The organism is Actinokineospora pegani (genome assembly GCF_009745975.1).
GTDB lineage: Bacteria > Actinomycetota > Actinomycetes > Mycobacteriales > Pseudonocardiaceae > Actinokineospora > Actinokineospora pegani.
Map to the genome: position 1 here is coordinate 247,986 of NZ_WHOL01000107.1, position 15,573 is coordinate 263,558.

The window sequence follows — 15,573 nt, forward strand, 5'->3', positions numbered from 1 at the left end:
CGTGGTGGACTCCCGCGTCTGGTAGGAGGTGGGGCATGAGCGCGTCTGAGAACAGGGTCACCACGGCGGTCACCGAGGAGTTCTTCCTCGGGGCCGTGGAGCTGGAGGCGACCGAGCACGGTCTGCTACCGCACCGCCTGCCCCGGTGGGCGGTGGAGCAGTCCGGCGACGAACGGCTGGCCATGGCGCAGTCGCAGCCCTCGGGGGTGCGGCTGGCGCTGCGCACGGCGGCGACGGTGGTCGAAGCGGTCGTGCACCCGACGCGGACGGTGTACGCGGGGGCGCCGCCACGCCCGGCCGGGGTGTACGTGCTCGTCGTCGACGGCGAGGTGGCGGGGTCGGCGTCGGTGGACGCAGGCGATGTCGTGACCGTCGACATGGGCACCGGGGCGGCCCAGCGGCGGGCGGGCGAGTCCGGGGTGCTGCGCTTCGCCGGCCTGCCCGCGGCGGACAAGGAGGTGGAGATCTGGCTGCCGCACAACGAGACCACCCGCGTCTCGGAACTGCGCACGGACGCCCCGGTGGCCGCCGTGGGCGACCGCGGGCGCCGCAGGTGGGTGCACTACGGCAGCTCCATCAGCCAGGGGTCCAACGCCGCGTGGCCGACCGGGACGTGGGTCTCGACCGCGGCGCGCGCCGCCGGGGTGGACCTGCTCAACCTCGGGTTCAGCGGCAACGCCCTGCTGGACCCGTTCGTGGCCCGCACGATCCGCGACACCCACGCCGACCTGATCAGCGTCAAGATCGGCATCAACCTGGTCAACGCCGACCTGATGCGCCTGCGCGCCCTCGGCCCCGCCGTGCACGGCTTCCTGGACACCATCCGCGACGGCCACCCGCACACCCCGCTGCTGGTGGTGACCCCGCTGCTGTGCCCCATCCACGAGGACACCCCCGGCCCGGGCGCGATCGACCTCGAGGCCCTGCGCGCGGGAACACTCCGCTTCCGCGCGACCGGCGACCCCGCCGACCGCGCCGCGGGCAAACTCACCCTGACCGTCGTCCGCCAGACCCTCACCGACCTCGTCACCGCCCGCCAACGCACCGACCCCGCCCTCCACCTCCTCGACGGCCTCCACCTCTACGGCCCCGCCGACACCGCCGAACTCCCCCTCCCCGACGACCTGCACCCCGACGCGCCCACCCACACCCGCATCGGCCAGCGCTTCACCGACCTGGCCTTCGGCGACGGCGGCCCGTTCGCCTCGCGCTAGGCCGGGCGCCGACGACGACCGGTCAGGACCCGGTCCGCCGGACTAAACCGCCGAAAGGTGTGAACCGGGCGCTGACGGGTACTTAACCCGACATGACCAAGCAGGTATGCGTGTTCGCGCCGTCGCCCACGCTCACGATCACCGTCGAGGACCTCGACGGCAGCCCCGACACCCACCTGCACGCGGGCGGACAGGGCATCTGGCAGGCCAGGATGATCACCGCCCTGGGCTCCCCGGTCGTGCTGTGCTGCGCCCTCGGCGGCGAGACCGGGCACGTGCTGCGCCACCTCATGGCAGGCCCCGACCTCACCGTCGAGGCCAGGGACGTCACCGCACGCAACGGCGCCTACATCCACGACCGCCGCGACGGCGACCGCAGCGTCCTGCTCGAACAACTCCCCGACCGCCTGACCCGGCACGAGGTCGACGACCTCTACGAGCGCGCCGTCGTCGCGGGCCTGGCCTCCGGGGTGACGGTGCTCAGCGGCTCGGTCGGCGACGCCGACTCCGAGGTCGTGCCCGTCTCGGTCTACCAACGCCTCACCGCCGACCTGGGCGCCAACGGCTGCCAGGTGATCGTCGACCTGGCGGGGGAGCGGCTCAACGCCGCACTGGAGGGCAAACCCGCCGTGGTCAAGATCAGCCACGAGGAACTCGTCGAGGACGGCCGCGCCGCCTCCGACTCCGTGCCCGACCTGACCAAGGCCGCCCGCGAACTCCTCGACCTCGGCGTCGGCCTCGTCGTGGTCTCCCGCGCCGCCGACCCCACCCTCGCCGTCAGCGACGACGCCGAACTGCTCGTCACCGGCCCCTCCCTGGCCCCCGTCGACTCCAAGGGCGGCGGCGACTCCATGACCGCGGGCCTGGCCGCCGCACTCGCCCAAGGCGCCGACACCGAGGCCGCCCTGCGCCTCGGCGCCGCCGCGGGCGCCCTCAACGTCACCCGCCACGGCCTCGGCAGCGGCAGCGGCGACGCCGTGCGCGCCCTCGTCGACCGTGTGGAGATCGCCCCCGCGGGGTAGGACAAAGGCATGCCCCCACACGTGCTGGTCACCAACGACGACGGCATCGACTCACCCGGCCTGGCGGTGCTCGCCCGCAGCGCCGCCAAGCTGGGCTGGTCGGTGACCGTCGCCGCCCCCAACGTCGAGGCCTCCGGCACCAGCGCCGGACTCACCGCCGCCACCACCGACCGCCACGTCACCACCAGCCCGACCACCCTGCCCGGCCTGCCCGACGTGACCGCGCACGCCGTCGCCGCCCACCCGGCCCTCATCGCCCTCATCGGCTGCCACGGCGCCTTCGGCACCCCACCCGACCTGCTGCTGTCCGGGGTCAACCACGGAGCCAACGTCGGCCGCGCCATCCTGCACTCAGGCACCGTCGGCGCCACCCTCACCGCCTCCATCAACGGCACCCCCGCCATCGCCGTCTCCCTCGACGTCCCCCTCAACCCCGTCGAAGCCCCGCACTGGGACACCGCCGAAGCGGTCCTGGCCACCCTGCTGCCACTGGCCACCGACCTCGCCCCCGCCCAAGTCCTCAACATCAACATCCCCGACCTGCCCCTGCACCAGGTCCGCCCACCCCGCTGGGCCCGCCTCGCCGCCCAAGGCCGCGTGCGCAGCGACGTCACCCGCCAAGACGACGCCTCGGTCCTCGTCGGCAACACCGTCGTCGACGACCCGCTCGAACCCGGCACCGACGCCGCCCTCCTCGCCGAACGCCACACCACCGTCAGCCCCGTGCAATCGGTCGCCGACACCCCCACCCCCGACCTGCGCCTACCCGACTGACCCTCACCCCCGGTGCGCCTTCGCCGCGGCCACGCAATACACACCGAACGCGGCGAAACCCACCGCCACCACCCCCAACACCACCACCCCGTACGGCTGCGCGGCCAACGCGCGCAACGCGTTGTCCAACCCACCCGAACGCCCCGCGTCCGCCGTCACCGCCGTCGCCCCCAACACAACAGCGATCACCGCGTACGCCACACCCTTGCCGACCCACCCCACACGCCCGACCCGCTCCACCACCCACCGGCTCCCCACCGGCAGCTCCGACAGGTCCAGATCACGCTCGAACGACCTCTTCACCCCCTTGCGCAGCACCACCACCGCCACCACCGCCACACCAACAGCCACCGCACCCACCAACACCTGCCCGAACGGCAACACCAACACCCGCGCGGTCAACTCCCGCTGCGTGCCCGTGCTGTCCCCACCACCCCGACCCGAGGCGAACTGGAACGCCGAATACGCGATCGTCGCCGCCGTCACCGCCCGCGCCCCCGCACCGACCCGCTTGGCCGCCCGCCTGCGCGACCCACGCACAAAGGTGAACCCCCACACCCCCTCCACCACCTGCCACACCACGAACAACGACAACCCCACCGCCAAACCCCACAACGCCAACGGCCCCACAGCCGTCCCCGCCACCTCCGCCAACGCCCCCTTGGAATCAGCCTTTCGACTGTGATCACCCAACGCCACCTGCGCCACCAACCATGCGATCACCACGTGCACAACCCCGTACAGCACCATCCCCACCCGGCCAAGCACCTGTAACGCCGGGCGGACCCCCACCCTCACCCGACCCGCAACCGCGCGACGTGCGACACCAAACCCTCGGGGTCAGCCACCGTCACCGTCAACCCCGGATGGGACGAAACCCCCAACGGCGACAACCGCACCGGCTCACGAAACGAAAAACACACACCCCGCCCCGTGGAACTGCCGAACGTCAACCCCCGGTCAGCCAACGACACCCGCACCCCCACCGCCCGCCACCACGAAAACGGACCGCTGACCCGCACCGACTCCACGTTCTCCAACGGCGTCCGCACCCGCCACACCCCGAAGTCCACCCGCAAACCACCCCCGTCAACCTCCACACGCGCACGCCCCGGCCACACACCCACCGCCAACAACGGCACCACATACCTGCGCCGCACACCGAACGGAAACACCCCTACCACCACCGTCACCCTCCTCCACTCGGGACCTGACCGGTTACATACCTCCAGCCCCGAGACCGAAACCCCCAACGCCACACGCCCCAACCGCGACTCCCGACGTGGACCAGCGGAAGGAACCCCGGCGATGCCCCCCACACCCACCACCGACGACGTCGCGCGCATCGCCGCACACCCCGACCCGGTGCTGCGCAACCTCATGATCACCCACTGCTACCACGAACTCTCCCTGGCCATGGCCCACCACACCCGCGGCACCGCCACCTGGTGCACCTTCGCCGTCTGGGCCTCCAAGCAGGTCGGCCAGACCATCCGCCAAGAAGACCCCCACCGCCTCACCGAACGCCTCCTCGCCACCACCCCACTCACCCGACTGGCCACCCGAGCCCTACCGCACGCCCTGCCCAGGGGAGTGCGACACCTCGCCCACCGCGCCATCGCCACCCTCACCCGCCTCGACACCGCCAGCACCGCAGCCGCCGCGGGCAACCTCAAGGTCTTCACCGAGATCGCCCACGAGTTCGCCCGCTTCCTCACCGAATTCGCCGACGAGACCACCCCCGACCACACCCGCCTCGCCGCCTTCCGCGCCACCCTGCGCCCCGGCCCACCCCCCGAAGGCCAAGACCACCTCGCCAACGCCTTCACCCGCTACCACCACGCCCGCCACACCGACGACCCCCGCACCCGCGCCGAACTCATCCTCCTCGCCAACATCGAGATCGGCCCGCACGAACAAACCCGCCTGCAACCCGAGATCGCCGCCGCCCTCGCCGCCCCCATCCCCACCCACTGGCCCCTCCTGCGCCACATCCCCTTCCCCACACCCCTGCACACCGCCGCCGACACCCTCACCAACCTCGCCCGCACCCACACCCGTCGCGCCATCACCACCCTCCTCATGACCCTCACCCTGCCCGACACCACCCACCTCGACCTCAGCGACGACCTCACCACCCCCTTCCCACCCCCACTGGCCCACCTCACCAACCCCGAACTCCTCGCCCTGCTCCACCAGGTCGACCCCACCCCCGACAACCTCGCCGACACCGCCGCCCGCGACTGGTCCGACCTCCCCGACCGCATGCACTACATCGCCGACATGTTCCGCTGCTACGCCACCCACCACCCCCTCCTCACCCCACCCTTCACCCCCGACCAGGTCGCCGCCCTCACCGCGGGCCACCTCCCCACCGGCCGCCTCTGACACCGGGGGAGCGGCCACCACTCACCCCACCACCCCCGACACCAACCCCAACCGCCGCACCCGCGGATCAACCAACGGCGGCACCAACAACGTCGGCATCCCCACCTCCACCGCCGCCCCGTCATGCGAGGCCCGATCACCCACCATCAACGCCGCACCCGGCTCCACCCCCAACTCCGCCACAGCCGCCAAGAAGATCGCCGGATCCGGCTTCTGCACACCACGCTCGAACGACAACACGAACACATCCACGAACCCACCCAACCCCGCCGCCGCGAACACCGGCCGCAAGTCGAAGTGGATGTCACTCAACACCGCCACCCGACACCCCCGCGCCACCACCGCCGCCAACGTCTCCGCCACATCCACCGCGAACACGTTGTACCCAGGATCGGACTCCACCGCGTACAACGCCTCCGCCACCTCACCATCAAGCCCCGCGTCCGCGAACACCGAGAAATACACCTCCCGGTGCACCCGCGCACCACAATCCACCCCCACCGCCCCCAACCGACCCGGCACCCCATCCGCCCGACCGATCGCCGCCAACACCTCCTCCACCGCCCTCGCACGCCCCACCAACCGCAACGCCTCCTCCACCCACGCCCGCTCACTCAACGTCGTCACCAACGTCCCGCGCCAGTCGAACACCACCGCCCGAATCCCCACCACCACAACCCCCTCCGTCAACACACCTAACCTAACCCGCACGCGCCCCCTAGTCCTACTCGACGTCGACGGCCCCCTCAACCCCTTCGCCGCCAACACCCGCCCACCCGGCTACACCCAACACAACATCCCCCTCACCCGCTGGCCCCGCCGCCGCACCCACCGCACCTGGCTCAACCCCGACCACGGACGCCCTCGCCACCGACACCGGAGCCGAACTCGCCTGGGCCACCACCTGGGAACACCTCGCCAACACCCACATCAGTCCCGCCCTCGGCCTCCCACCCCCTGCCCGTCCTCTCCCTCCCCGACACCCCCGACTGGAAATACCCCGCCGCCGCGACACCCCACCCACCTGCTGCCCATCGACCCCCGCACCGGCATCACCACCGACCACCTCGCCACCGCACGCCCCTGGCTGCGACACCACACCTGACACCGGGGGAGCAGCACCCACCAGGGCCACGAAGACCCAGGATGCCCAGCCCCCACTCACCCAGCCGCATCCCACTCCGACAACGACAACCCACTCTCAAACCGCCGCTCCACCCCCGACACCGGATCACGGAACTCCAACACCCGCGCCAACAACTGCAACGGCCGCGAGAAATCATCCAACGGCCGCTCGGTCAACACCGGGTAGAAATCATCATTCACAATCGGCACCCCCAACGACGCCATGTGCAACCGAAGCTGATGCGTCCGCCCAGTAGCGGGGGAGAGGCGGTACAACCCCAACCCACCCCGCACACCCACCAACTCCACCAACGTCTCCGCGTTCACCTCCCCAGCGACCTCCGCCGCCTGGATCACCCCACGCTCCTTCTCGATCCGCGACCGCACCACCCGAGGCAACACCAACCCCGGATCAACCGGAGCCACAGCCACATACTCCTTGCGCACCAACCGATCCCGGAACAACACCTGATACCGGCCCCGCAACTCCGGCCGCACCACGAACATCAACAACCCCGCCGTCACCCGGTCCAACCGGTGCGCCGGACTCAACTGCGCCAACCCCAACTCCCGCCGCGCCCGCACCAACGCCGTCTGCAAGATGTGCTTGCCCCGCGGAATCGACGCCAGGAAATGCGGCTTGTCCACCACCACGATGTCCTCATCCCGGTGCACCACCCGCAACGGGAACGGCACCTCGAACTCCACCGGCAGATCCCGGTGGAACCACACGAACATCCCCGGCACGAACGGCGCGTCCACCGCCACCGGACCATCCACCCCCACGATCCGCCCCTCGACCAGCATCCGCTCCACCCGCCCCGGCTCCACCCGAGGCAACCGCTCCACCAGGTGCTCCAGCACCGTCACCCACGGACCCTCATCCGGCAACCGCAACCGCGCCGCGTCCAACCCGTGCCGCTGCGGCAGGGGAGACGCCAACCTCCGACGACCCACCCACCCAACCTACTCGGACCCCCCACCCAACCCCTCCAACGCCCGGTACGTGCGATTCGCCGCCGCCGCCGCCCGCCGCTCCTGGCCCGTCGCATCGATGTAGCCCTGCGAGGTGTTCAGGCTCGCGTGCCCCAACAACACCATGATCTCCACCGCGTTCGCCCCGTCCTCGGCCAACCGCGTCGCGAACGTGTGCCGCAACGCGTGCAGATTCGCCCCAGCGGGCACCCGGTCGTGCAAACCCGCCTGTCGAAAACACTGCTTGACCAGGTAATCCAACCCGCCACGCCCAATGCCCGCACCCGAGTTCCCCAACACCAGCGGGCTGTCCTCGTCGAACCGCACCGCCGGGAACCGCCGCTCGCACGAGGCCAGGTACACCTCGACCACCCGCTCCAACGGCGCCTCGATCGGGATCGACCGCTCCCGGCTCGCCTTGCCCCGCACGTACAACCGCCGCTCGCCCGGCCGCCCCACCACCGACGACCGCCGCAACGCCCGCATCTCCGACGCCCGCAACCCCGCCACCAGGCCCAACGCCAACACCAGCACATCACGCTCCGCCCACGGCGCCCGCGCCCGCCGCGCCCCGCCCGCCACCGCGCTCAGCAGCCGCTCCGGCGTGTCCTCACCGCGCAGCGGCTTGGGGGAGAGGGCCCCCGGTTTCGGCCGCCCGATCGCCCCCATCGGGTTGCCCGCCACCAGCCCGTCGGCCACGCAGAACTGGAAGAACTGGTTCCAGGTCGACCACGCCCGCGCCACCGACGACTTCGCGTGCGAGTCCGCGAACTCCCCGAACGCCTCCCGCAGCACCCGCGCCGAGAGCTCACCCATCTCCACCTCGCCGACGTCGTCGACCCCGAGCACCGCCGCCACCTCGGCGCCCACCCCGGCCAGGTCCCGCCGGTAGGCCGCCGTGGTGTGCGGCGAGTCCTTCCTGGACCGCCGCGCCACGAAGAACGCGTCCCGTGCCTCACTCACCTTCACAGCACTGTCATACCGGTCCCCACCGACATCGTGATCACCGGACCTCGGGTCGTGTGAATGATGGATAAGGGCGATTATCCATCAAACATACGTTCGACCGCGGACCGGGTGGCCGGTGGAGTGGCCAACCCAAGAGGCTCCCGCAGAGTGCTGTCAGAGTCGTTCTCTCACGATTTCGCACCCTCTTGGTCGGCCCGCGCCGCGCCATCGCGACCCCACGGGCACGCCCGCGGGGGACGCAGGCACTCGATGCGAACCTTCTCAGGGTGCCCGCAGGATGATCCACGGCGGCCCGATAGACCTCTCTCCGCAGGTCAGAGAACTGACGTCTTAAGTTCGATAATCGACATTATGTAAAGTTAGAGTTCGTGGGCCCAGGTGAACGGCTCCCCCTGCGCCTGTGCGAGCCTCATGCGTCACGGGTTCGCGTTCGCTCACGAGGAGTCTCTGGTGTCCACCGTCCACTGGACCGAGACGAACACCGCCTGTTCCGCGCACTGGCACTCCGAGAGCTCCGCACCCGCCCCGAGCCGCGTCGTCGTCGCGGACGACGCCATGAAGGCCGACACCGCGCATCGGCTGGCCTGCGAAGGCACCGCGTTGCTGTGGCGGGGCGACTTCCACAACGCCCGTCAACTGCTGCAGGCGATGAGCCGCCGCGTCGACCGGAAGCCGCCCAAGCCAGGTGACAGCCCCGCGGAGACCTTCCACCTGCACCGCAGGGCGCGCGGTCACCGCGCGCGTGTGCTGGGCAAGCTCCTGGTCCTGCTCGACGAGGACTTCCGGTTGGACCTGCGTCGGGCTCCTGATGTGCGTCAGGCGTGCGTCGAGGCGTATGGCCCGCTGCCGGGGTCGGTGGTCGTGTCGCTGACGGAGCTGTTGGGCGTGATCGGGGCGCATGAATGGCGTGTGAAGGGTGTGGAGGTCCCGGCTCTGGGTGCCCGTGTCCATGCGCATTACGGTGTCTTCTCCCCCGTTCGGGGTGAGTACGTCGACCTCGTCGCTCAGGCGCCACTCCCCCGGGTTCGGTCTGCGTTCGATCTTGGTACGGGGACGGGTGTGCTCGCGGCCGTCTTGGCCCGTCGGGGTGTCGAGCACGTCGTCGGTACGGATATCAGCCCGCGTGCCCTGGTTTGCGCGCGTGAGAACGTGCGTGGGTTGGGTCTCGCCGAGCGTGTTGATGTTGTGGGTCCTGGGTTGTTCCCGGAGGGGCGCGCGGGTCTTGTCGTGTGCAATCCGCCGTGGATTCCGGCTCGGCCTACCTCGGTTGTGGAGCAGGGCGTCTACGACGCGGGCAGTGGGATGTTGCAGGGTTTTCTGGAGGGGCTTGTCGCGCATCTCGAGCCGGGTGGTGAGGGGTGGCTGGTGTTGTCGGATCTGGCTGAGCATCTTGGGTTGAGGACGCGTGAGGAGTTGTTGGCGGGTTTCGAGGCGGCGGGGTTGTGGGTGGTGGACAGGATTGACACGAGGCCGCGGCATTCGCGGGTTGGGGATGTTGCTGATCCTTTGCACGTTGCGCGCGCTGCGGAGGTGACGTCGTTGTGGCGGCTTGGGGTCAGGGGGTGAGTTGTTGACCTGCGGTGTTGTCAGGCGATGAGCCAGCCGGTGGCGCTGCGTTGGTGCGGGACGGTGGTGGGGTTGGTGGTGGGGACGATGGTGAGGTGTTGGGTGAGGGAGGCGGTCTGGAGGGTGGTGAGGACCGCTCCCCTGGCTTGGACGGTGAGGGTGCGGCCGCGGCGGGTGCAGGCTCGGTGGGCTCGGGCGAGGACGGCGGTGCTGGCCCAGCTCAGGTGGGTGACGGTGGTGAGGTCGATGACCAGGGGGCCGGTGTCGGTGGTGGCGGCGGTCATGACGGCGTCGTGCCAGGGGGTTTCGGTGGCGAGGTCGATGCGGCCGTCGGCGGTGATGGTGGTGGTGCCGGTGTGGCGTTCGGTGGTGGTGGTGAGGGTGCGTTCGGTGTCGAGGGGGATGCGGGGGAAGTGCAGGGCCACGGGGTGCCTCCGGGTTTGGGTGGTTCTGTTGTCCGGGAGCGTGGTGGGGGTTTAAAGGTTGCCGTGGGTGGTGTGATTGAGGTGTGCGAGACGTTGTGGCGTTGCCGAAGGTGCATTTGCATGTGCATTTGGAGAGTGCTGTGCGGCCGTCGACGGTGGTGGCTTTGGCGGCGAAGTACGGGGTGGTGGCGCCGTCGGTGGTGGGGCCGTGTCGGGGGTTTCGGGAGTTCGCGGGGCGGGCTGACCTGGTGAAGGGGTTGTTGCGGGAGTTCGAGGATTTCGCGCGGGTGGCGGAGGAGTTCTGCGTGGACCAGGCCGCGGATGGGGTGCGGTGGGTGGAGGTGACGTTCACGGCGGCGTCGCACGAGGAGCGGTTGGGGGCTGTGGGGATGCCGTTGGCGGGGGTGGTGGCGGGGTTGGAGCGTGGGGTGGCGGTGACGGGTTTGGGGGTGCGGGTGGTGTTGGACCATTCGCGGCGGCGGTCGGTGGCGCGGATGGCGCGGACGGTGGATTTGGCGTTGGGGTGTGAGTGGGTGGTGGGGGTGGGTGTGGCTGGTGAGGAGCGGTATTCGCTGGTGCGGTTCGCGGGTGAGTTGGCGCGGGCGCGGGAGGCGGGGTTGCGGGTGGTGCATCACGCGGGTGAGCAGTGTGGGGCGGCGTCGGTGGTGGAGGCGGTGCGGGTGGGGTTGGCGGAGCGGATCGGGCATGGGGTGGGTGCGTTGGAGGATGTGGGGGTGGTGGCTGAGTTGCGGGATCGGGGGGTGGCGGTGGAGGCGTGTCCGGGGTCGAATGTGGCGTTGGGGGTGGTGGGGTCGTGGGCGGAGCACCCGTTGTCGCGGTTGGTGGAGGCGGGGGTGGTGGTGTCGTTGGGGACGGATGTGCCGTTGGTGACGGGGTTGTCGTTGTCTGGGGAGTTCGCGGCGGTGCGGTCGGGGTTGGGGTTGTCGGATTCGGAGTTGGCGGGGTTGGCGGTGGGTGGGGCGGTGTCGTCGTTCGCGCCGGAGGGGGTGAAGGCGCAGGTGGTGGCGGGGGTTGAGGCGTGGTTGGGCGCGGGTGTCGGTGGTATGGCTTAGCGTGGGGGTATGAGTGCTGAGCGTGAGTGGGAGCGGGTTGACGAGTACTTGGTGTCGGCGTTGGTGCCGGAGGACGAGGTGTTGGTGGGGGCGTTGGAGCGGGCGCGGGCGGCGGGGTTGCCGCCTATTGACGTGTCGCCGACGGAGGGGCGGTTGTTGAACTTGTTGGCGCGGACGCGGGGGGCGCGGCGGATTTTGGAGGTGGGGACGTTGGGTGGGTACAGCACGATCTGGTTGGGGCGGGCGTTGCCGCCGGGTGGGTCGTTGGTGTCGTTGGAGTTGTCGGAGGCGCATGCGGTGGTGGCTCGGGAGAATTTGGCGGCGGCGGGGTTGTCGGGTGTGTGTGAGGTGGTGGTGGGTCCGGCGGTGGAGTCGTTGGCGGGGTTGTCGGGGCCGTTCGACTTCGTGTTCGTGGATGCGGACAAGGCGTCGAACCCGGTGTATTTCGTGGAGGCGGTGCGGTTGTCGGCGCCGGGGGCGGTGATCGTGGTGGACAACGTGGTGCGTGGGGGTGGTGTGGTGGATGGTGAGGGGGCGGACTTGGTGGGGATTCGGGAGATGAACCGGTTGATCGCGGCGGAGCCGAGGGTGGAGGCGTCGGCGGTGCAGACGGTGGGGTCGAAGGGGTGGGATGGGTTCGCGTACGTGTTGGTGACGGGGTGATGGTTGCGGACGGGGGTTGTCCGGGAGGGGTGTCATGCTGGGGGTGTGCGGGAGACGTCGGCGCGGTTGTTGCGGTTGTTGTCGTTGTTGCAGGCCCGGCGGGACTGGTCGGGTGCTGATCTGGCTGATCGGTTGGGGGTGACGGATCGGACGGTGCGGCGGGATGTGGAGAAGTTGCGGTCGCTGGGGTATCCGGTGAACGCGGTGACGGGGACGGCGGGTGGTTACCGGTTGGGGGCGGGTGCGGCGTTGCCGCCGTTGTTGCTCGATGACGACGAGGCGGTGGCGGTGGCCATCGGGTTGGGGTCGGCGTCGGTGGGGTCGGTGGCGGGGTTGGCGGAGACGAGTGTGCGGGCGTTGGCGAAGTTGGAGCAGGTGTTGCCGTCGCGGTTGCGCGGTCGGGTGCGGTCGTTGCGGTCAGTGACGACGCCGTTGGTGTTCGCGGGTCCGGTGGTGGATCCGGGTGTGTTGACGGCGATCGCGGGGGCGGTGCGGGACCAGGAGCGGTTGCGGTTCGATTACCGGGATCACGCGGGTGGGTCGTCGGTGCGGGATGTGGAGCCGTTGCGGTTGGTGCACACGGGGCGGCGGTGGTATTTGATCGCGTTCGACGTGGGTCGGGAGGATTGGCGGACGTTCCGGGTGGACCGGTTGGAGCCGAGGGTGCCGACGGGTCCGCGGTTTGTGCCTCGGGAGCCGCCTGCTGCGGATTTGGCCGCGTACGCGGCGGAGGGGTTGACGGTGCGGGCGTATCCGATGCGGGCGGTGGTGCGGTTGTGGTTGCCCGCGGAGCGGGCGCGGGAGTTGGTGTCGGTGACGGCGGGGCGGATCGAGGAGGTGGACGCGGAGTCGTGTCGGTTGGTGGCCGGGGCGTCGTCGTGGGAGGGGTTCGCGGGGTGGATGGTGTGGTTGGGGTGTGAGTTCGAGGTGGAGGAGCCTGTGGAGTTGCGGGAGGCGGTGGCGGCGGTGGCGGGGCGGTTGGGGCGGGCTGCTCGTTCGGGGGACATGGGGTGAGGGGTTGTTCGGAGGATTGTGACCTTTGAGTAACCGGCGACCACTCGATCGGCGGTACCGGGCGTGAGAGTCTTGTGCCGCTATGGCGAACCTGGGTATTTCCGGCTCCGTGTCCCCCACTGCGTGTTCGGTGGCGGCGCGGGTGGTCGGCGAGCCGTTGGCGGGGTCGTCGCCGGTGGCGGTGGCGTGGGTGGGGGTGGAGCAGCCGGGCCCGTGGGGTGCTGACGCGGTGTCGGGGTCGGGGTTGGACGAGGGGGTGGCCGCGGAGTTGGTGGCGCGGTCGGCGGAGACGGGGGTGCGGGTGGTGTTGGTCCGGCGTCCCGGGCGGGCGTCGGAGGTGGGGTCGGGGCGCCGGGTGTTGGTGGCGTGCACGGTGCCGGGGGCGACGTGGTTGCGCTCGGCGGTGGTGGCGGAGGCGAAGGAGGTGTTGGACCTGGATTTCGGGCGGGTGGCGGCGGGGGTGCACGGGGGTTTCGGGGTGGGGTTGTCGCGGCCGGTGCTCCTGGTGTGCACGAACGGTCGGCGGGACGTGTGCTGTGCGGTGCGGGGGCGGCCGGTGGCGGCGGGGTTGGGTGCGGAGTTCGGGGAGCGGGTGTGGGAGGCCAGTCATCTGGGCGGGCACCGGTTCGCGCCGACGGGGGTGGTGTTGCCTTCCGGGTACGCCTACGGGGGGTTGGACGTGGGGTTGGGGCGTGAGCTGCTGGTCGGTGGCTCGGTCGTGGTGGACGGGCGGTGCCGGGGGCGGTCGACGTGGGGTGCGGTGGGGCAGGTGGCTGAGTTGGCGGTGCGCCGGTTGACCAACACGGTGGACCCCGGGGTGCTGCGGGTGCGTGAGCCGGAGGCGGATGAGGACGGTGGGTGGCGGGTCGTGGTGTGGCATGAGGACGGGCGCGGGTGGAAGGTGTGGGTGGTTTCCCGTGCTGTGCCCGCGCGCCCGGCCAGTTGTGGCGCCGTGGCGGTCCCGACGACGGTGTACGAGGTGGAGCGGATCGACTGATGGTCCTGGGGTGAGGTGGCGGTGGTCTTGGACGCCGACGGTGACGTGGTGTCGGTGTTGCCGCTCGAGGTGGGAGATGCTACGGGCCGGCGATGTTCCCGGCCCGGGACGGCACTGTCCTGAGCCCGAGTGCCGAGCGGCGATCTGGCTGGTGGGCAGGGACGACCTGGCGCCGGAACCGGTGGCCGTCTGGGGTGGGCCGGTGTCGGGCGAGCTGGCCCGGCGGGCGGTGAGGTTTGAGCGCGTCTGCTCCTCCATCATGTCCGCATGCGGGTGAGCAGACAGCGGGTGCGGGCGTACCGGGTGGCGCGGCACGGGCTGCTGCGCGACGGGGTGGGGGCGGTGGTGGACCTGGGGGTGCAGGACGCCGGGGCGCACTCCCCCGCTGTCGCGCTGGCCGCCCGGGGGTTGTCGGTGCCCGACCCGGTGACGGTGTGGGCGGTGCGCGGGGCGCCGCACGTGCTGAGGCGGGGGGATGTGGCGGGGGTGGCGGCGGCGTTGTGGCCGCGGTCGGACGCGGACGCCTATGCCCGGTTGGGGGCGTTCGGGTCGGCGCTGCGCAAGGCCGGGGTGGGTGGGGTGGAGGCGGTGCGGATGGGGGCCTCGGCGTTGCGGGCGGTGGTGTCGGAGGAGAAGCCGCGTGGGCAGGTCAGCGCGGAGGTGACCGCGGCGCTGCCGCCGGTGTTCTCCTACGCCTGCCTGCCCTGCGGGTCGACCCACGTGCACGGCAGCCTGTTCCAGTTGGTGGGGGCGTTCGCGGGGGTGGAGGTGGACGGGCGGGGGCGGCCGACGCTGCTGCGGCCGCTGCCGGGCCGCCACGAGGTGCCCTCGGCGGCGGTCGGGTCGGTGCAGGCGGCGTACCTGCGGGTGCACGGCCCGTCGACGGTGGCCGCGGTGGCGGCCTACCTGGGCACGACGCAGACCTCGGCGCGGCTGGGGTGGCCGGGTGGGTTGGTCGAGGTCGACGTGGAGGGGGTGGCGGCGTGGGTGCCCGAGGGCGAGGTGGACGCGGTGCGGTCGGCGGAGGTCGACCCGGGGGTGGTGCGGCTGCTGCCGCCGTCGGACCCGTTCCTGCAGGGCCGTGACCGGGAGGTGCTCGTGCCCGACGAGGCGGCCAGGGCCCGGCTGTGGCGGGTGATCGGCGGTCCCGGGGCGCTGTTGGTCGGGGCCGATGTGGCCGGGACGTGGCGGGCCAGGCTCTCGGGTGCGCGGTTGGCGCTGACCGTCGAGCCGTTCGCTGCCTTGTCGGCGCGGGTGCGGCGGGAGGTGGAGGCCGAGGCGCGGCTGGTGGCCGGTGCGCGTGGCGCGAGCACGGTCGAGGTCGCCTACGGGTGAGTCGGGTCGCGGCGGCCGGACGCGCCGAGGCCC

15 protein-coding genes are annotated in these 15,573 nt (G+C 71.2%); 10 read left to right on the top strand and 5 right to left on the bottom strand.

The window, feature by feature from the left end:
- Positions 1–35 precede the first annotated feature (35 nt).
- The 3 genes from GCL84_RS21035 (at position 36) to surE (ending at position 3,010) form a co-directional block, all read left to right on the top strand.
- Positions 36–1,214: an SGNH/GDSL hydrolase family protein gene (locus tag GCL84_RS21035; protein WP_156757230.1), complete on the top strand. Its 1,179-nt coding sequence runs from the start codon at positions 36–38 to the stop codon at positions 1,212–1,214.
- A 92-nt stretch (positions 1,215–1,306) separates the two neighbouring features.
- On the top strand, positions 1,307–2,236 hold the full coding sequence (locus GCL84_RS21040) for a PfkB family carbohydrate kinase (protein ID WP_156757231.1): 930 nt from the start codon (positions 1,307–1,309) through the stop codon (positions 2,234–2,236).
- Positions 2,237–2,245: 9 nt separating this feature from the next.
- Complete coding sequence (surE, locus tag GCL84_RS21045; protein ID WP_156757232.1) at positions 2,246–3,010, top strand: 5'/3'-nucleotidase SurE; 765 nt, start codon at positions 2,246–2,248, stop codon at positions 3,008–3,010.
- A gap of 3 nt (positions 3,011–3,013) precedes the next feature.
- Here surE and GCL84_RS21050 read toward each other — a convergent pair whose 3' ends face one another.
- A complete protein-coding gene (locus GCL84_RS21050; RefSeq protein ID WP_156757333.1) occupies positions 3,014–3,760 on the bottom strand; it encodes a DUF1206 domain-containing protein in 747 nt (248 codons plus the stop codon).
- A 558-nt stretch (positions 3,761–4,318) separates the two neighbouring features.
- On the opposite strand from GCL84_RS21050, the gene GCL84_RS21055 reads away from it, so the two are divergent.
- Entirely contained in the window at positions 4,319–5,398 is a 1,080-nt protein-coding gene (locus GCL84_RS21055; protein ID WP_156757233.1) for a hypothetical protein, read from the top strand.
- 21 nt (positions 5,399–5,419) lie between these two features.
- Here GCL84_RS21055 and GCL84_RS21060 read toward each other — a convergent pair whose 3' ends face one another.
- The 3 genes from GCL84_RS21060 to GCL84_RS21070 form a co-directional block, all read right to left on the bottom strand.
- Positions 5,420–6,166 carry an HAD family hydrolase gene (locus GCL84_RS21060; RefSeq protein ID WP_235926529.1) on the bottom strand — a complete coding sequence of 249 codons (747 nt, stop codon included), beginning with the start codon at positions 6,164–6,166 and terminating at the stop codon, positions 5,420–5,422.
- A gap of 393 nt (positions 6,167–6,559) precedes the next feature.
- Positions 6,560–7,480, bottom strand: a complete 921-nt coding sequence (locus GCL84_RS21065; protein WP_197523406.1) for a pseudouridine synthase — start codon at positions 7,478–7,480, stop codon at positions 6,560–6,562.
- 9 nt (positions 7,481–7,489) lie between these two features.
- Complete coding sequence (locus tag GCL84_RS21070) at positions 7,490–8,467, bottom strand: tyrosine-type recombinase/integrase (protein WP_156757234.1); 978 nt, start codon at positions 8,465–8,467, stop codon at positions 7,490–7,492.
- Between the two features lie 450 nt (positions 8,468–8,917).
- Between GCL84_RS21070 and GCL84_RS21075 the strand changes: the two genes are divergently transcribed.
- Positions 8,918–10,033: a methyltransferase gene (locus GCL84_RS21075; protein ID WP_156757235.1), complete on the top strand. Its 1,116-nt coding sequence runs from the start codon at positions 8,918–8,920 to the stop codon at positions 10,031–10,033.
- A 20-nt stretch (positions 10,034–10,053) separates the two neighbouring features.
- On the opposite strand, the gene GCL84_RS21080 is transcribed toward GCL84_RS21075, so the two are convergent.
- Positions 10,054–10,458 carry an STAS domain-containing protein gene (locus GCL84_RS21080; protein WP_156757236.1) on the bottom strand — a complete coding sequence of 135 codons (405 nt, stop codon included), beginning with the start codon at positions 10,456–10,458 and terminating at the stop codon, positions 10,054–10,056.
- Between the two features lie 110 nt (positions 10,459–10,568).
- Here GCL84_RS21080 and add point away from each other — a divergent pair, with 110 nt between their 5' ends.
- The 5 genes from add (at position 10,569) to GCL84_RS21105 (ending at position 15,540) form a co-directional block, all read left to right on the top strand.
- Positions 10,569–11,531, top strand: coding sequence for an adenosine deaminase (add, locus tag GCL84_RS21085; RefSeq protein ID WP_328618784.1), 963 nt, complete (start codon positions 10,569–10,571; stop codon positions 11,529–11,531).
- Between the two features lie 9 nt (positions 11,532–11,540).
- Positions 11,541–12,194 (top strand): O-methyltransferase, encoded by a 654-nt coding sequence (locus tag GCL84_RS21090; RefSeq protein ID WP_156757238.1) that lies wholly within the window; start codon positions 11,541–11,543, stop codon positions 12,192–12,194.
- Positions 12,195–12,239: 45 nt separating this feature from the next.
- Entirely contained in the window at positions 12,240–13,208 is a 969-nt protein-coding gene (locus GCL84_RS21095) for a helix-turn-helix transcriptional regulator (RefSeq protein ID WP_197523407.1), read from the top strand.
- Positions 13,209–13,317: 109 nt separating this feature from the next.
- Complete coding sequence (locus tag GCL84_RS21100; RefSeq protein WP_268891376.1) at positions 13,318–14,205, top strand: sucrase ferredoxin; 888 nt, start codon at positions 13,318–13,320, stop codon at positions 14,203–14,205.
- A 267-nt stretch (positions 14,206–14,472) separates the two neighbouring features.
- Positions 14,473–15,540 (top strand): DNA glycosylase AlkZ-like family protein, encoded by a 1,068-nt coding sequence (locus GCL84_RS21105; protein ID WP_156757241.1) that lies wholly within the window; start codon positions 14,473–14,475, stop codon positions 15,538–15,540.
- Positions 15,541–15,573 lie beyond the last annotated feature (33 nt).

Excerpts from the sequence above, each read along its gene's own strand:
- GCL84_RS21035 (WP_156757230.1), top strand. The coding sequence starts at position 36 with ATGAGCGCGTCTGAGAACAGGGTCACCACGGCGGTCACCGAGGAGTTC.
- GCL84_RS21040 (WP_156757231.1), top strand. The coding sequence starts at position 1,307 with ATGACCAAGCAGGTATGCGTGTTCGCGCCGTCGCCCACGCTCACGATC.
- surE (WP_156757232.1), top strand. The coding sequence starts at position 2,246 with ATGCCCCCACACGTGCTGGTCACCAACGACGACGGCATCGACTCACCC.
- GCL84_RS21050 (WP_156757333.1), bottom strand. The coding sequence starts at position 3,760 with ATGGTGCTGTACGGGGTTGTGCACGTGGTGATCGCATGGTTGGTGGCG.
- GCL84_RS21055 (WP_156757233.1), top strand. The coding sequence starts at position 4,319 with ATGCCCCCCACACCCACCACCGACGACGTCGCGCGCATCGCCGCACAC.
- GCL84_RS21090 (WP_156757238.1), top strand. The coding sequence starts at position 11,541 with ATGAGTGCTGAGCGTGAGTGGGAGCGGGTTGACGAGTACTTGGTGTCG.
- GCL84_RS21105 (WP_156757241.1), top strand. The coding sequence starts at position 14,473 with ATGCGGGTGAGCAGACAGCGGGTGCGGGCGTACCGGGTGGCGCGGCAC.